12 protein-coding genes are annotated in these 16,721 nt (G+C 47.0%); 7 read left to right on the top strand and 5 right to left on the bottom strand.

Going from position 1 to position 16,721, the window contains the following annotated elements:
• Positions 1-70: 70 nt before the first annotated feature.
• Entirely contained in the window at positions 71-1,849 is a 1,779-nt protein-coding gene (gene aspS, locus RH46_RS10855; protein ID WP_006879487.1) for an aspartate--tRNA ligase, read from the bottom strand.
• A 274-nt stretch (positions 1,850-2,123) separates the two neighbouring features.
• On the opposite strand from aspS, the gene RH46_RS10850 reads away from it, so the two are divergent.
• The 6 genes from RH46_RS10850 (at position 2,124) to RH46_RS10825 (ending at position 8,438) form a co-directional block, all read left to right on the top strand.
• Positions 2,124-3,005 carry a DUF72 domain-containing protein gene (locus tag RH46_RS10850; RefSeq protein ID WP_006879486.1) on the top strand — a complete coding sequence of 294 codons (882 nt, stop codon included), beginning with the start codon at positions 2,124-2,126 and terminating at the stop codon, positions 3,003-3,005.
• Positions 3,006-3,117: 112 nt separating this feature from the next.
• Positions 3,118-3,855: a carboxy-S-adenosyl-L-methionine synthase CmoA gene (gene cmoA / locus RH46_RS10845; RefSeq protein ID WP_006879485.1), complete on the top strand. Its 738-nt coding sequence runs from the start codon at positions 3,118-3,120 to the stop codon at positions 3,853-3,855.
• Between the two features lie 142 nt (positions 3,856-3,997).
• Positions 3,998-4,969, top strand: a complete 972-nt coding sequence (cmoB, locus tag RH46_RS10840) for a tRNA 5-methoxyuridine(34)/uridine 5-oxyacetic acid(34) synthase CmoB (protein ID WP_006879484.1) — start codon at positions 3,998-4,000, stop codon at positions 4,967-4,969.
• A gap of 221 nt (positions 4,970-5,190) precedes the next feature.
• Complete coding sequence (locus RH46_RS10835) at positions 5,191-5,934, top strand: ATP-dependent zinc protease family protein (RefSeq protein ID WP_040895639.1); 744 nt, start codon at positions 5,191-5,193, stop codon at positions 5,932-5,934.
• A 17-nt stretch (positions 5,935-5,951) separates the two neighbouring features.
• Positions 5,952-7,457 (top strand): inactive transglutaminase family protein, encoded by a 1,506-nt coding sequence (locus tag RH46_RS10830; RefSeq protein ID WP_006879482.1) that lies wholly within the window; start codon positions 5,952-5,954, stop codon positions 7,455-7,457.
• 3 nt (positions 7,458-7,460) lie between these two features.
• The gene (locus tag RH46_RS10825; RefSeq protein WP_006879481.1) at positions 7,461-8,438 is read left to right on the top strand and encodes an alpha-L-glutamate ligase-like protein; all 978 of its coding nucleotides are present in this window, start codon (positions 7,461-7,463) and stop codon (positions 8,436-8,438) included.
• A 51-nt stretch (positions 8,439-8,489) separates the two neighbouring features.
• On the opposite strand, the gene mukB is transcribed toward RH46_RS10825, so the two are convergent.
• Genes mukB through cmoM form a run of 4 tightly spaced genes read right to left on the bottom strand, consistent with a single transcriptional unit; the run spans position 8,490 to position 15,788 of the window.
• Entirely contained in the window at positions 8,490-12,947 is a 4,458-nt protein-coding gene (gene mukB / locus RH46_RS10820; RefSeq protein WP_006879480.1) for a chromosome partition protein MukB, read from the bottom strand.
• Entirely contained in the window at positions 12,944-13,675 is a 732-nt protein-coding gene (gene mukE / locus RH46_RS10815; protein WP_006879479.1) for a chromosome partition protein MukE, read from the bottom strand. Before mukE ends, mukB begins: the two co-directional genes overlap by 4 nt.
• Complete coding sequence (gene mukF, locus RH46_RS10810) at positions 13,656-14,993, bottom strand: chromosome partition protein MukF (RefSeq protein ID WP_006879478.1); 1,338 nt, start codon at positions 14,991-14,993, stop codon at positions 13,656-13,658. The genes mukE and mukF overlap by 20 nt, the downstream gene beginning before the upstream one ends.
• 12 nt (positions 14,994-15,005) lie before the next feature.
• On the bottom strand, positions 15,006-15,788 hold the full coding sequence (gene cmoM, locus RH46_RS10805) for a tRNA uridine 5-oxyacetic acid(34) methyltransferase CmoM (protein ID WP_006879477.1): 783 nt from the start codon (positions 15,786-15,788) through the stop codon (positions 15,006-15,008).
• A gap of 113 nt (positions 15,789-15,901) precedes the next feature.
• On the opposite strand from cmoM, the gene elyC reads away from it, so the two are divergent.
• Positions 15,902-16,705, top strand: coding sequence for an envelope biogenesis factor ElyC (gene elyC / locus RH46_RS10800; RefSeq protein WP_006879476.1), 804 nt, complete (start codon positions 15,902-15,904; stop codon positions 16,703-16,705).
• Positions 16,706-16,721 lie beyond the last annotated feature (16 nt).

Here is a 16,721-nt window from a genome sequence, read left to right as displayed (position 1 = left end):
ATTCATGCTCAGAACGAAAAAAAACCGCTTGTTTCCAAGCGGTTTTGAATAATTTGATATGACTCGAAGGTTATTCTGCGTCTTTCTCTTTTGCTGCAGTCACAGCGATAGCTAACTCTTCAAGTGCTGCTGGGTTTGCAAGACTTGGAGCGTCAGTCAGTAGACAAGAAGCTGCAGTCGTTTTCGGGAACGCGATAACATCACGGATGTTTTCAGTACCACAAAGTAGCATAACCAGACGGTCAAGACCGAATGCCAGACCAGCGTGTGGAGGTGTACCGAACTTAAGTGCGTCTAGTAGGAAGCCAAACTTAAGCTGCTGTTCTTGTGCGTCGATACCTAGAATATCGAATACCGCTGCCTGCATTTCTGCATTGTGGATACGTACTGAACCACCGCCCACTTCGTAGCCGTTCAGAACCATATCGTATGCATTAGAGTTTGCTGCCGCTGGGTTCGCTTTCAGCTCTTCCGCAGTCACACCAAGAGGAGATGTGAATGGGTGGTGCATCGCGTGCAGGTTTCCTTCGTCATCTTCTTCGAACATTGGGAAGTCAACAACCCATAGAGGTGCCCATGTAGACTCATCAGTCAGCTCTAGGTCTTTACCTAGTTTAAGACGTAGTGCACCCATAGCTTCTGCTACAACGTTAGCTTTATCTGCGCCAAATAGGATGATGTCGCCAGATTCTGCTTGAGTGCGGTCAAGAATACCGTTGATTACCTCTTCGCTTAGGAATTTCGCAACTGGAGATTGGATACCTTCCATGCCTGCTGCACGGTCATTAACCTTCATCCATGCCAGGCCTTTAGCGCCGTAGATACCAACGAACTCACCGTAACCGTCAATTTGCTTACGAGTTAGTGAAGCACCGCCAGGTACACGAATTACTGCAACGCGGCCTTTCTCATCGTTAGCTGGACCAGAGAATACTTTAAACTCAACGTCTTTCACTAGGTCTGCAACGTCGACAAGTTCTAGTGGGTTACGTAGGTCTGGTTTATCAGAACCGAAACGACGGATAGCTTCGCTAAACGGCATTACCGGGAACTCACCAAGGTCAACGTTTAGTAGCTCTTGCCACATATCGCGAACCATTTTTTCTGTTGTCGCGCGAACTTCGTCAGCCGTCATGAATGACGTTTCGATATCGATCTGAGTGAACTCTGGCTGACGGTCAGCACGCAAGTCTTCATCACGGAAACACTTAACGATTTGGTAGTAACGGTCGAAGCCAGACATCATTAGCAGCTGTTTGAATAGCTGTGGAGATTGAGGAAGCGCGTAGAAGCTACCTTTATGAACACGGCTTGGTACCAGGTAGTCACGAGCGCCTTCTGGTGTCGCTTTAGTCAGTACTGGAGTTTCGATATCCAGGAAGCCGTTGTCATCAAGGAAACGACGAACAAAGCTTGACGCTTTTGCACGTAGCTTGATGCGGTCGCTCATTTCTGGACGACGTAGATCAAGGTAACGGTATTTTAAACGCTGCTCTTCTGAGTTCTTCTGGTTGAAGTCAAGCGGAAGAACATCACTGCGGTTAATGATTTCCAGACCTTTAGCGATGATTTCTACTTCACCAGTCGCCATGTCTTTGTTTACCTGGCTGTCTGGACGAACACGTACTTCGCCAGTTAGCTTGATACAGAACTCATTACGTAGTGTGTTTGCTACTTCATACGCGTCTGCCATATCTGGATCGACAACAACCTGAACTACGCCTTCACGATCTCGCATATCGATAAAAATAAGACCGCCTAAATCACGACGACGGTTAACCCAGCCGCAAAGTTCTACAGTTTGTCCTGCAAGGGACTTGTTCAGGTGACCACAGTAATGGGTACGCATAATGAATTTCCCAATCTCTTAAAATTTGTTGATTACTATCTATCGGTGTTAACGTTACCGATAGAGCAAAGTTCCATTTATACGCTGAAAGTTGGTTGAGATCGACTATCCAGCATACAATTTATTGCGATTTATCATCTATTGATGCTTTTTAAACCAATAAAGGCGTAAAACAGCAGCAATATAAGAAAATTGGCGCTGATTATAGCCCCATTATGGGTAGTTCGGCAAAACTCTCTTCAACGAATCAAATCATGGGTATCGAGTAAGTAATATGGACGGTTTACCTATCAGGCTTGGGCTTACCATGTGGTCACACAATAACTGGCAGCAGAGCTTTTACGGTAAAGGTACTAAACCCGCGGAAAGGCTCGAAAAATACGCGAGTGTATTTCATACCGTGGAAGGCAATACCACCTTCTATGCCACCCCAACGCCAAGTACGGTCAACAACTGGAAATCTGCCACTGACGATCAGTTCCGTTTTACCTTTAAACTGCCTCAGGAGATCACTCATCGCCAGATGCTACGTGGTAGTCAAAGTCAGTTGAAAGAGTTTATGCAGATCATGCAGCCACTGCATGAACGTATTGGTCAATGGACAATCCAGTTACCTGCTGCTTTTGGACCTGAGAATCTCGAGACTTTAAAGAAGTTCTGCGCCCTCTTTCCACCCGACTTTCCTATCGGTGTAGAAGTGCGACATGCCGAATTTTTTGCCAAAGGTGAGGCAGAAATCGCGTTAAATCAGTGGCTGATTGAACAAGGACATGATCGAATAATTATGGATAGTCGGCCAGTGTTCTCGGAGAAGTTGCAAGCAGAACATCCTCACTATGACTCTCTGCTCGATGCTCAACAGAAAAAGCCAAAGGTACCGGTGCACGCCATTGCCACAGCTAATCACCCGATGGTGCGCTTTATCGGTCACCCGCAAGAAGAGAAAAATACGGCGTTTTTCAAACCTTGGGTTAGCAAGTTGCCACAATGGATTGAACAAGGGAAACAACCTTATCTGTTTATCCACACTTCAGATAACCTGATTGCTCCTGAACTGGCTGCAAACCTTTATAAGTGTTTGCAAAAACAGGCAAGTTTACCGGACTTATCACCTTTTCCTGCCGATGATGGAGTTTCCCAGTTACAAATGTTCTGAAGAGAATCACGGCAAAACATGACATGGGCGCGAATTTCTCATAAAATACGCGCCTTTTTTAATGGCTGTAGCCAATGTGGGTCGCAACACCCACATACTGTGAGAACTGAGTATGAACCCTAAGAGCAATCCAGATACTATTTTTTCGGCTCCAATCGATAAAATTGGGGATTTCACCTTTGATGAGCGTGTAGCGGAAGTCTTCCCTGACATGATTCAACGCTCTGTTCCTGGCTACAGCAATATCATCTCTGCGATTGGTATGCTGGCGGAACGCTTCGTCAAACCTCATTCTACGATTTATGATCTCGGTTGTTCACTTGGTGCTGCAACCCTTTCGATGCGTCGTCATATCAATCAGGAAGGCTGCAAAATCATCGCAGTTGATAACTCTTCAGCCATGGTTGAACGCTGCAAATTGCATGTCAATGCTTACCGTAGTGATACACCTGTTGATGTGATTGAAGCAGACATCCGAGATATCGAGATTGAGAATGCTTCTGTTGTGGTACTTAACTTCACGCTGCAGTTCTTATCTCCACAAGACAGATACACACTACTTGAAAAAATCTACGCAGGCTTACGCCCTGGTGGCATCCTGATTCTGTCTGAGAAGTATGTATTTGAAGATAAAGTTTCTAACGAACTACTGATCGATCTGCACCACGACTTTAAACGTGCCAATGGCTACAGCGAACTGGAAATCAGCCAGAAGCGCAGTGCTATTGAAAACGTGATGCGTCCTGACTCTAAACAGGAGCATAAACAACGTTTCGAGGCGATTGGCTTTACCAGCTACGACGTCTGGTTCCAGTGCTTTAACTTTGGTTCGATGTTCGCGATAAAATAGCGAGAAGCGAGAAGCGAGAAGCGAGAAGCGAGAAGCGAGAAGCGAGAAGCGAGAAGCGAGAAGCGAGAAGCGAGAAGCGAGAAAAGTATTTATTGGCGCTCATCTCGTGTCAAATTTTTAATTAATTATCAGTGATATAACTATGTTTAATTTTGCTAATTTCTACCAGTTGATAGCTCAAGACACACGCCTTCAACCTTGGCTAAACGTTCTACCTCAACAGCTAACCGACTGGCAAAATGCAGAACATGGTGACTTTGGTCGCTGGGTAAAAGCATTAAACAAGATCCCACAAGGCGCACCTGATCAGGTCGATCTTAAAAACTCAGTGACGTTAGCGAACGATACACCTTTCCATCAGGGTGAACTCAACAAGCTTGAAAACCTGTTGCGTACCTTCCACCCATGGCGCAAAGGCCCATATCAGGTTCACGGTATTCATATTGATACTGAGTGGCGCAGTGACTGGAAGTGGGACCGTGTGCTTCCACATATTTCACCACTTAAAAACCGCAGTGTTCTTGATGTTGGCTGTGGCAACGGTTACCACATGTGGCGCATGCTGGGTGAAGGGGCTCGCCTGACTGTGGGTATCGACCCTTCACACCTGTTCCTGATTCAGTTTGAAGCAATTCGTAAACTGATGGGCGACGATCAACGTGCTCACTTGTTACCTCTTGGTATTGAGCAACTGCCGAAGCTGGAAGCATTCGATACAGTATTCAGCATGGGGGTGTTATATCACCGTCGTTCTCCGCTGGATCACCTGATACAGCTAAAAGACCAGCTCGTTTCTGGTGGCGAACTAGTGCTAGAGACGCTCGTCATCGAAGGGGATGAAACTTCCGTACTGGTGCCAGTGGATCGATATGCGCAAATGCGTAACGTCTACTTCTTCCCGTCAGCCAAAGCGCTAAAAGTGTGGCTGGAACAAGTTGGTTTCGTTGATGTGCGTATCGTTGACGAGAACGTAACCTCAACTGGCGAGCAACGTACCACCGAATGGATGACGCATAACTCTCTACCTGATTATCTTGATCCTAACGACCCGTCGAAAACCGTTGAGGGTCACCCGGCACCAAGACGTGCAATTCTGGTGGCTAAAAAGCCATAAAATATTGACAGAGAGTTAACCCAAGTTGAACGTCAAACCGTTTCGCTCTCACTCAATAGTCCATACAATAATAAGGATGCTTAGCGTCCTTATTTTTTGCGTATGATCATCCCTTCCTCATATTTTGAGAGCAACATTTTAAATGCTGCTTGTTTGCGATAAAAAATATACGCTAAACTTCTTATTTACTTAATAATTCTATTTTACGTTCAGGTTTCTCAATGTTGACAAGATTGACCCCTTTAATGGCTATCATGCTCGTCTCTGGCTGTACGCTGACAAACAGCGAGCAGTATCACCAAGAAACACTTGCAGCCATTCAGGCTTCAGAAACAAATCTCACCACTCAATACGAAAACCTAGCTTTACAGTTAAGTAATCAGTCCGATTACATTGAAAGCCTTGAGGAGCAAGTTAACCTCCTTGAGCAAGAACTGATCACGTTCAAAACTGAAGCGATGGAAGAAGTCCGCAAGCCAGCGGTCCCTGTCGTGATGAATACGCCACCTCCAGCACAACCTACACCCACTCATGGTGTAGTCCTCGGTGAGGTTGAGAAGGTAACAATCGATGCCATCAAGCAATCTTTTGATGCTCGTGTTGATACTGGCGCTGCAACTTCTTCTCTAAACGCTGTCGATATTGAAGAGTTTGAACGCAACGGCAAAAACTGGGTTCGATTCCATCTATCTGATGGAGAGAAAGCACTAGATGACTCCAACTGGATCGAAGCACCCATTCTTCGCTTCGTAAAAATTCGCCAATCGACTAACTCTGAAGTTGAAAGACGTGCCGTGATCGAACTTTGGGTTAAACTTGGGAAAATCCATGAAAAAGCGCAATTTACCTTAGCAGATCGCTCTCAAATGAGTCATCCTGTACTTCTAGGTCGTGAATTTATCCGTGACATTGCAGTTGTCGATGTAAGTAAAAAATACATCCATACGGAAACCCCAAAAAAATAATAAGGTAGCGTAAGCTTATGACGTCAAAGATTCCTTTTTATATTTCAGTTGCCCTATTAATTGTTGCGGGTATTGCATTAAGTATTTTCAGGCACCAGAACTACGGTGTACCCTGGACTCCGGGTGAAGCTCGTCAGGTGTGGGATATTGAAGCGCGTATCGAGTTCACTGGTCAGGCAAAGCCAGTTAAAGCTTCTTTAGCTGCGCCACATACCCAAACGGGTTTCACTCTGATTGATGAATCTTCATCTTCACCTGGTTACGGCCTGTCATACGTTGAGACGGAATCTGGACGTCGTGCCGAGTGGTCAGTTCGTCAGGCAAACGGCCCACAAACCATCTATTACAAGGCTCAGTTCCTTGTTGACCCTCAAGCAAAAGTTGCCCCTGTACCACCAAGTGATGAAATCACTCAACCGACCTTTGATGGTCCGGCAGAAGCGGCGGTACTTGCATTAATCGAACGCGCTAACCAACGTTCAGCCGACGACATCACTTTCACCCGTGAACTGATCAAATCTATCAACGACAATGAAAGTCAAAACGCTTCCCTGCTTCTTAACCGTATGAGCAAGGTAGAGGCGGTTGATAAGATCCTCGCATACGCGAAAATTCCAAGTAAAGTTGTCGGCGTTATCGAGCTTGAAGACGGTCGACGCAGACAAACTATTCAACATATGAACCAGGTCTGGGATGGCAACAACTGGGTTCTGTTTAACCCTAACAATGCTAACCCTGCAATTTCTGACAATATTCTGGTTTGGGATGAATCGAACGTATCGCTGCTTGATTTAGTCGGCGGTCAGAACAGTCAGGTTCACTTCTCGATGATTGCTCAGGATATTTCTCCAACTCAGGCGACCAAAGATAAAGTTCTGGCAGACGGGCTACTCAACTTCTCTATTCATAGTTTGCCGCTAGAAGAGCAAGCGATGTTTAAGACCATCATGTTAATCCCGATTGGTGCACTTATTGTTGTATTCCTGCGTGTGATTATCGGTCTGAAAACTTCAGGTACATTTATGCCAGTTCTGATTGCGGTTGCCTTTGTGCAAACTCAGTTAGTAACGGGTATCGTTGGCTTCTTGCTGATTGTTGGTACGGGTCTGGTGATTCGAAGTTACCTGTCGAAACTCAACTTACTTTTAGTCGCGCGGATATCCGCGGTGATCATCACGGTAATTATGATCATCTCTGTCTTCACTGTGGTGGCGTTTAAGATTGGCCTCACCGAAGGTTTATCTATCACCTTCTTCCCGATGATCATCCTATCGTGGACCATCGAACGTATGTCGATTCTCTGGGAAGAGGAAGGTGCAAAAGAGGTTGTGTTGCAAGGTGGTGGTTCGCTGCTGACAGCGGTACTGGTTTATCTTGCGATGACCAACTCGTTTATTCAGCACTTAACCTTTAACTTCATTGGCCTGCAGCTAATTGTATTAGCGGCCATCCTACTGTTAGGTACTTATACTGGTTATCGTCTGACTGAGCTTCGTCGCTTTAAACCGCTAGCGGAGGACTAAGTGATGTTTTCACAATTTACCTCTCCGTTTAAGCTACGCCATAAGGGCATTATGGGCATGAACCAACGTAACCATAGTTACATTGGTCGCTACAACGATCGCTCTAAATACCCTCTGGTTGACGATAAGCTTAAGACTAAGATCATTGCCGAAGCTGCAGGTGCCACTGTACCAAAACTTATCGGTGTGATCCGTAATCAAGCAGAAGTAAAAACCATCCACAACATGGTTAAGAACTGGCCTGGTTTTGTAATCAAGCCAGCTCAAGGGAGTGGCGGCAAGGGCATTCTGGTCATCACGTCGCATAAAGATGGCGTTTATACCAAGCCTTCTGGCTCAACCATTAACCAGGAAGATGTCGAGCGCCATATCAGTAATGCGCTGGCCGGCCTGTTTTCTCTCGGTGGCAAAAACGACGTTGCGGTAGTAGAGAACCTAATCAAGTTTGATGACTGCTTTGATGGTTTCAGTTACGAAGGCGTACCAGATGTACGTATTATCGTTTTCAAAGGCTATCCGGTGATGGCTATGATGCGCTGCTCTACTGCCGCCTCTGACGGTAAGGCTAACTTGCACCAGGGAGCTGTAGGTGTCGGAATTGATATCGCCACCGGACGCGCAGTAAGAGCGGTTCAGTTTGACCAACCTGTTACCCACCATCCGGATACTGGTAAAGAGTTAGCCACGCTGCAGGTCCCTCACTGGGAACGCCTATTGATTCTCGCGTCTAGCGCTTGGGAAATGACCGGACTGGGTTATATGGGAACCGATATGGTTCTGGATAAAGAAGAAGGTCCTATGGTACTGGAGCTCAACGCTCGCCCGGGTCTGGCGATTCAGATTGCTAACGGTGCAGGGTTACTGCCTCGCCTTCATCATATTGAGAACCTTGGCTCTCCAGCGGAATACCCTAAACCAGCAGAGCGTGTCGCCTACGCTGCACGTCAGTTTGGTATTTTCTCCAAAGAGATTACTAGCTAAACCTGTTTCCAATAGAACTAAAAAGGCCCGCTTCTGCGGGCCTTTTGTTGTTTATAGCTCTTCAACCAATTGTTGGACTTCGCTATTGGCTTTCTTGGTTTGACCAAAGCCACGCAGACCAACCACATGAACGTGCTCGTGGTCTTTAAACACCTTACGTACCAGCTTGTAGGTTGTCCCCTTCTCTGGACTGATGTTCTCTGGTGCAGCGATGAGTAACTGCATGTCTAGACGGTCACACAGCTCGAACAGAGTCGAAATCGACTTAGCATCAAGACGCGCTGCCTCATCGAGGAACAGCAGGCGACAAGGAACGATGTCTTTACTACGTAGACGACGCGACTCTTCTTCCCAGCTCTGAACAACCATCAATAGGATCGATTGACCTGTACCGATTGCCTCACCCGTCGATAGCGCACCTGACTCAGCCTGCAACCAGCCATCAGAGCCACGGTTCACTTCCACGCTCAGCTCCAGGTAGTTACGGTAATCGAGTAACTCTTCACCCAGTACCTGCGGAGAACGCTGACCCATATCGATATGAGGGTTTACGCGTTGGAACAGTTTCGCCATCGCTTCAGAGAAGGTGTAACGCGAAGACTCAAACAGATCTTTGTGTTGCTCCTGACCTGTCGACAGACCGTTAAGCAATACTTCGTGACTCTCACGGATCTTAACGTTCAGACGCACACCTTTAACCTGACCGAATGAAATATTCGACAGACCCTGGTTAAGCATACGAATACGGTTTTGCTCACGCTGAATCGTCTTCTTAATGATGCTTGCTACCGACTCAGAGCTGATCGCCAGACGGTTTTCACGCTGAGTTAACTCCTCAGTCAGACGAGCCAGCTCTACTTCCATCTCTTCGATCGCTTCCACTGGATCATCAGTGCGAATGATATCCTGACGGATACGCTCACGAAGATGCTGGTAGACTGCGATGTAGAACAGAACTTTACGTTCTGGACGCGCGTTATCTTCCGAGAGACGCAGAGCATCACGCAGATCTTCGTTATCAGCAACGGCAAGACGTAACGCACCCAACGATTTATCTGACATCGAACGTAATTCGTCGGCAGACATGTAAGCAAGTTCACGCTTATGTAGACGACGCTCAACGTCGTTCTCACGAGCTAAACGAAGAACCGAGCACCAACCCGCTTTGGCTGCGACAACAAAGGTACGTAGCTCCACATACTCTTTCTGAACTTTCTTCAGACGCTTAGCCAGCGACTTCATCTCTAGCTCAGTCGAAGTGATAGTGCGCTCGTATTCACTCTTACGTGAACGCGACGTGTGCAAACGCTCTTGCAGTTCATCACGACGGCGCATAGCGCGCTCTGCAGCACCTTCGTCAGCAGTTACACCGTACTCTTGCAGCTCTTGCTTGAACTCTTGTACGGTTTCCAGCTTAGCCTGATGTGAACTCTTCAGTGATGCCAGAACCTGATTGTACTGGTTCATCTGACCCTGAGCTTGCTTAAGCTCATCACGAGAACGAGTTCGCATGCGCTCTGCTTCGACCAGCTTAGCTTTTAGCTGCTCGCTCAGTTCACTGCTTTGGTTAAGCAGGTCAACGGAATCTGAGTAAGCAAAGTAGTGGCGACGTTCAACCAGATCTGCCAGGGCAAAAATCTGCGTTTTTAGTTGCTGAAGCTTTTGGTCTGCAGCCTGGTAGTCCGCTTCCAGTGCATCAAATTGCTCTGGGTCAGCCTCAAGAGCCGATACAATTTTCTCAAGTTCCGCTAGCGCTTTACCATGACGAGTTACATAAGCTTTAGCTTCAGTTAGCTTGGCAAGGTTTAGCTCCAGCTCTTCAAATTGTGCAGGCAGGGCCTGGTCTTCAATTAACGCCATGTTTGGCGCAATCTTGTCTAGCGCCGTTAGCGCTTGCTTACTGGCAAGCAGTTGACTGCGTTGCTGCTGTTCTTTGCTATCAAGATCAGCAAGAACACGAGCAAGCTGACTGCGTTTGTCACGTACCACAACCAGTGCTTGTTCTGGATCAGCTTCGAATGCAACCTGAATGTGCTTAGCAACAAAGTTGTTGAACGCTTGATACAGACGCTGCATTTTCTGAGAGTCGAACGCTGCTTTCGCATGTTGTTCAACCACCTCTTCACGCTCATTGCGTAATAACTCAAGGCGTTGTTCACGGGCAGCACGACCAAACAAAGGGATTTCCGGCAAACGCGAGTAACGCATCTGACGGTTATTCATGCGAACGCACACTGCCCCTTCAAGCTCTTCCGCATCAAACGAGCTGTCATCAAACGCGTCGATGTCACCTTCGATGATGTAAAGGTCTTCTGGACAATCATCCAGTTCGACTAGCTTCTCTTCGATACCAGATAGGTCAGAAACCACAATTGCGTGACGAGCCGGGCCGTACATCGCACTGAAGTATGGCGCATCGTCAATGGTGATATCGTCATAGATTTCAGATAACAGAACACCGCCGAGCGTATCTGCCAGACCTTTAAGACGAGGGTCGTTTGAACCGCCAGGTGATGCAAGGCGTTCAATTTCGTCCTCTAACTGAGCACGTCGCTCAGCCAGTTTGTCTTTAGCGATAGATTGCTGCTTCTCTTGCTCCAGCACAGTTTGCATCTGACTCATTACAGCCTGGCTGTCGTAGAGTTCTGCACAGCTCTGCTCTTTAAGAGATTCAAGAGCGTCGTTGGCTGCAATCCAGGTCGGAGCGATCGCTTCAAGCTTGTTGATTTCAGCTGCAGCATCTTGTTCCAGACGACGCTGTTCACTACGCTGCTCGCGAAGTTCTTCCTGAGACATTTCCAGCGATTCGATTTGCAGTGCATGACGCTCACGCTCCTGCTCGAACGTCATTTCATCAGTCAGTTCAACGTTGTGCTGTTTTTGATACTCGCTAACCAGCTCCTGAGTTTGGCGCTGTTTATGCAGACGACGTTCAACATCACGATGTTGAGCGCGCCATTGTTGTTCATTTTGCGTGATCTGCTGAGCTTCACGGCCCTGCTCAATAGCAGCTTTTGCCGAGCTTGACGCCTCTTTACGCTCTACCGGCCCAACAATGCTGGTAACCAGTTTTAGCGCTGACTCAAACTGTTCTGCAGCCGCAGAAGAGATGTCTAACTTATGTTTAGTCGCCAGTAGTTCTGTGGTGCTTTGCGCTTCTTGCGCTTTTAGCTCAGACACCAACGCCTGCGCCGACTCAGCGGTCAGGCCTTCGTTACCCAGTAGCTGCTTAGCTTTATCCAGAGCCTGCACTGCTTGTTGGTATTGCAAGGCGCGTGTTTGCTGAACGTCCAACGCTTGTTGGTAATCCGCCAACTGGCTCTTCAGGCTGTCCACTTCTTCTTCAGAAACAGTCGCTTGCTCTTCCGCCATCACCACACGTTCTTGTGCTTCTTCAACGACCATCAACTGCTCTTCAAGGCGCTCGTTGAGCTCTTCAAGATCTTCCTGATAGCGTTCGATCTTCTCTTGCTGACGCAGTGCATTTTGCACCAGCTGTAGGTGATCGGAAGCCGCTTGATAGTCTTGTTCCAGAGCCGATTCGGAATCAACCAATAGCTCCAGCTCTTCTTGCACTCGGTTAAGCAGATTATTCTGCTCAATCAGAGTCGCGCGTGAGCCAAACAGTTCTGAACGCAGAGATAAGGTTTGCTCTAGCTTGTTACGACGATCATTAGCGTGGCGCATGTAGTCTGCCGCCACGTAGTTGGTTGATTCAGTAATTAGGTGCTTAAACAGGTCACGGTCAGCTTGCGTCGTTTTGATCGCTTCAAGCGTCATACGGTTCTCACGCAGTGCAGATTCCATGTCCTGGAAGGCTTTCTTAACACCGCCATTCTGCGGCAATAAGTAGTCACGCAGAGAGCGCGTGATCGCACTTGAGATACCACCATACAGAGAAGCTTCGATCAGACGGTAGAACTTAGAGCGGTCACCTGAATTACGCAATTTCTTCGGAATAACACCAAACTCAAACATCTGTGAGTGGTAATCAACAATTGAAGAGAAGGCTTTAAACTGTACGCCTTCGTACTGAGCGACCGCTTCTTTTACTTCGTTGATTTGACGGACACGAGCCTGAGTCGCTGAAACACTTTCGATTAGGATATCAGTAGGTTTAACGTGACTTGGCAGGCCCTGTACCACGAATGGCTTAATGTCGACTTTTTTGTCACGACCAGCCACTTGCTGCAGCTTAACCGCAAACAATAAACGTTGATTGCGCGAGTTAACCACATCAAGAGCAGCGTAACAGGCACCCGCTTGCAGCTTACCGTACAGACCTTTATCACGTGATGACTGGCTACTGCCTGCTTCAGTGGTGTTACGGAAGTGAAGTAAGGTTTGGTCTGGAATCAATGCCGTAATAAACGCCGCCATAGTGGTCGATTTACCTGCACCGTTACCGCCAGAAAGCGTTGTAACTAAACCATCAATGTCAAACGTACGGGCAAAGAAACCGTTCCAGTTGACCATGGTCAGCGATTGATATTTACCACGTTCAATCATGCTTCACCCTCTTCTAACATCTGCTCTTCGGCTTGATCGTCATTGTCGTCGTTATTTTGCTCAAGCAGGCTACCCTGACTCGGCTCTTTAGTGTGGACTACCGCTTCACCATCGCGAATCAGGCGTAACTGAGCTTCACGCATGTCATCGCCAATACGGACATCGGCGCCAAAGCGGAATACAGATTCACTGATGCTAAACTTACCGGTTTCACCGATATTGATGATCATGCCTAAACGGCGTAGTCGACGTAGAGATGTACGAACTTTTTCAAACAGCTTTTCTTTGTCTAAATCTGAACCTGTCGCTCGGTTGGTCACCAGCTTCATTAGCTTGGCCTCATCGGCAAGCGCAAGCAGCTCTTCGTACAGCTCCTGATTGGTAAAGATACCTTCGTGAGCCAGACGCTCAGGACTCAGGTAAAGGAAACACAATACCTTGCCTACCAGCATGTCTAATTCGGAAAGAACACTGCGGCCAATCAGAGAAGTTGAGCGCGGACGAAGGTAGAAAAAACCTTCAGGCGCTTTCACTAATTCAGTGTTGTAGCGCTGGTAAAAAGAGCTCAGTTCAACTTCGAAATCTGATAACAGTGCATGGTTATCAAGATCTTCGCTAGAAATATGACGTCCTGCCCGCAGCATGCTGTCAAGCGCTGGAAACAGAGGGTTCGAAATTGCTTTTGCCAGATTATCTGACATGTATTCATTAATATCGGTCGATGACATTTGCTTGTACCTTTGCACCAAAATCGTTGATCGCCTGCCAGTCTGGCTGAATCGCCTGATAATCTGACTCGGAGTAGCCAAGACGTACTGCTTGGTCAATAACAATTCGTGCTAAATCAAAATGATGAGTCTGCGGATGCTGAGCAAGGTAGTCGCGTAGTACGACACCCAGATCAATAGCGGAGCCCTGTTCTTTATGAACTCTGAGCATACTGCCAATACGTTCCGCCAATTCATCATTGACCTGTTGAAACTCTTCGTATTCCACTTCTAGTGGTACTTGGCCGGTTACTTCATCATCGCGAAGTACCAGAGCTTCATCACGAAGGTCTGTTAGACGCTCAGCATCTGCATAAGTCAGATACCAAGGCATATCGAAGTAATCTTTTACCGATTGACGTAAACGCGAACTGAACGCCCGGTTCTTATCCATATCAATCGCGGTACGGATGAACTTATGAACGTGACGGTCATAGCCAATCCATAGGTCTATCGCTTGTTGACCCCAACTCGTGATGCGGTCAAGCTTCATCTGCAGCGCAAACAAGGTTTCAGCAATAAATTCGAGCTCATCATCACCATAGACCAGCTCTTGAATATCAAGAATCTGAGTCTGCAGCTCATCGCCCGCAGCCTGAAGCGTGTCTTGCAGTTCTTTTAGGGTATTGGACGTTTCAGATAGCAGCGATTCACAGTTGTTAATCGCATCTCGCCAATCTTTATTCAGCAGTTCGGCAATCTGTATTTTTACTGATTGTTGCTGCTCATCCATCACTCGCTGGTTAAGGTCAATCTGATCGAAAATCTCACCAACTGAGTATTTCAAAACACCATAAACGTTCTTACGCCAGTGTGCTGGGGTACCACCCTGACGAGCAGAGTCAATCGCCTTCGCCATTTCGTCAGCGACCATAGATAGCTGAATAGATAGCTTAAGTTTTGAGAACTCTCTGTGGCGAACGTAATAATCGGTAATACCTATCGCAAGAGGTGACAAGCGATAGATACTGGCGCCTTCCGTGATTTCACTGGTAAAGCGACTGATTAATCTCTGTTTGACCATCTCGTTGATGGCATTATTTGCACGGAACGCAGATGCATCCCCTGTCTCTTCGAATAATCGAGTCACAATGGTGAACGCATCATGCAGCTCACCTTCACCTAACTCTTCATCGAACCTTTCGTTACTGAGCACAGCGATAGCGATCAAAAATGCCAAACGCTCGGTGGTCAGGTTCAATGAGAAATCGTGCTGTTTTACCCAGCCGACCAGTTCGTCGATCGGCTGCTCAGCAGCATTTAGAGTCATCTCACTCATTGTTAGTCCTGTTTATTCTTTCTTTTGTGCCCATACATGTATGTATCGACCTAACGAGAGGTATGGCTCTTGTCTGCACAATTGTCTTTCTAGTGCCAACACATCTTCATACTGGTAATCGCCCATGTACTCCATATTACCTATGTAGTCACTAAAGCAGCGGATACCAGACTTACCGCAAATTGAAAAACCAGCGTCTTCTATCCACTGGTATACCTCTTCAGGTTTTAAGCCTTTTTGCGGCTGTAATTTAAAACGCTTGCGATGTGGCATTCCGTCTAAAACATGCGGAATATTGCCACATACGACATTCTTGTAGACCAAGCCATGATGGTTATAAAACATGATGGAAGCCATCCCACCGGGTTTCACCTGCTCAAGCACTTTTTCTAATGCGGGCTTAGGGTCTGCTAACCACTCCATCACAGCATGAAACAGTACGACATCCACTGGGGACTCGAGGTGTTGATCAATCGATTGGACTGGCGAATGAATGAAGCGATACTGCTCAAGCAGGCCATTATTTGCAATATCCTGCTGTGCTAATTGCAGCATTTCAGAAGATAGATCACATAACGCTACGTGATGTCCGAGTTCAGCAAGCTTTTGCGACATTTGTGCTAAGCCTCCCCCGGCATCCAGCACATTCAGTGGTTGTTTCGCCCCATCTACGGCATGAAGTATCTGTTGAAGATCTTCCCAAACAATGACTTGACGAATCTCGCCTTTGTCAGAGCCGTAAATATTTTTTGCAAATTTGTGGGCAATATCGTCGAAATTGCGGTCTTCAGTCACAGCAGCTTGAGTTATTATGTCTAATCGTGCTGCTATTCTGTCACAAGAAAAGCAGGAATAAAGAGGCTTTCTCTTAAAATATAATCAATTGATGTTTTTTCGGACTATTTAGTATGTTTGAGCTGAAAAAAGTTGTGTCTTCTCTGCTAATGCCGTTGCCGGCAATGCTCATCATTGGCCTTTTCGGTCTGATGCTGATCATGTTTACCCGTAAGCAGAAGACAGGATGCTTTGTTGTTCTATTCTCTTTTATTGGCATTTTCCTTATCGCATTCCAGCCAGTATCATCTCGTCTATTGATGCCACTTGAGCGCCAATACTCGGCATTTTTCCCAGTTGATGAGCCAATCGACTATGTGATGGTGTTGGGCAGTGGACATGTGGTAGATGACAAAATTCCACCTACGTCTGAATTAAGTCGTACCGGACTGATGCGTTTAAGTGAAGGTATTCGTATCCTGCGCATTTATCCCGGAGCTAAGTTGATTCTGTCGGGCTACGCTGCAGGCTCAGAAGTAAGCAATGCTCGTATGATGGCCAAAGTAGCGTTAGCGCTTGGCGTGGCTAAGTCCGATATCATCTTGCTTGAAACGGCAAAAGATACCTGGGAAGAAGCAAGGCAAGCAGCGGCGTTCGTCAGCACTAAAAAACTGGTCGTCGTAACATCAGCCAGCCATATGAAACGCGCACTGAATGAGTTCCACTCTGCAGGTCTGAAACCCTATGCCGCACCAACCAACTATCTGGCTCACGACAATGTGACTCAGTTCTGGGCTAAGTACACGCCTAAAGCCGTTTACCTTGAGCAAACTGAACGATACTGGCATGAGACCTTAGGTCGTATTTGGCAAACTCTGCGTGACTGGGCATCTGACTACGAAGAGAAAGCACTTCAGGCTTCTGAAAGTAACGTTTAGTCGTGGTGAATTACAG

It is taken from the genome of Vibrio brasiliensis LMG 20546 (assembly GCF_000189255.1).
GTDB lineage: Bacteria > Pseudomonadota > Gammaproteobacteria > Enterobacterales > Vibrionaceae > Vibrio > Vibrio brasiliensis.
This window is presented reverse-complemented; position numbering and strand designations above follow the sequence as displayed.

Bases quoted from the DNA above. Each gene is read 5' to 3' on its own strand.
- aspS (WP_006879487.1), bottom strand. From the start codon at position 1,849: ATGCGTACCCATTACTGTGGTCACCTGAACAAGTCCCTTGCAGGACAA.
- RH46_RS10850 (WP_006879486.1), top strand. From the start codon at position 2,124: ATGGACGGTTTACCTATCAGGCTTGGGCTTACCATGTGGTCACACAAT.
- cmoA (WP_006879485.1), top strand. From the start codon at position 3,118: ATGAACCCTAAGAGCAATCCAGATACTATTTTTTCGGCTCCAATCGAT.
- cmoB (WP_006879484.1), top strand. From the start codon at position 3,998: ATGTTTAATTTTGCTAATTTCTACCAGTTGATAGCTCAAGACACACGC.
- RH46_RS10835 (WP_040895639.1), top strand. From the start codon at position 5,191: ATGTTGACAAGATTGACCCCTTTAATGGCTATCATGCTCGTCTCTGGC.
- RH46_RS10830 (WP_006879482.1), top strand. From the start codon at position 5,952: ATGACGTCAAAGATTCCTTTTTATATTTCAGTTGCCCTATTAATTGTT.
- RH46_RS10825 (WP_006879481.1), top strand. From the start codon at position 7,461: ATGTTTTCACAATTTACCTCTCCGTTTAAGCTACGCCATAAGGGCATT.
- mukB (WP_006879480.1), bottom strand. From the start codon at position 12,947: ATGATTGAACGTGGTAAATATCAATCGCTGACCATGGTCAACTGGAAC.
- mukE (WP_006879479.1), bottom strand. From the start codon at position 13,675: ATGTCATCGACCGATATTAATGAATACATGTCAGATAATCTGGCAAAA.
- mukF (WP_006879478.1), bottom strand. From the start codon at position 14,993: ATGAGTGAGATGACTCTAAATGCTGCTGAGCAGCCGATCGACGAACTG.
- elyC (WP_006879476.1), top strand. From the start codon at position 15,902: ATGTTTGAGCTGAAAAAAGTTGTGTCTTCTCTGCTAATGCCGTTGCCG.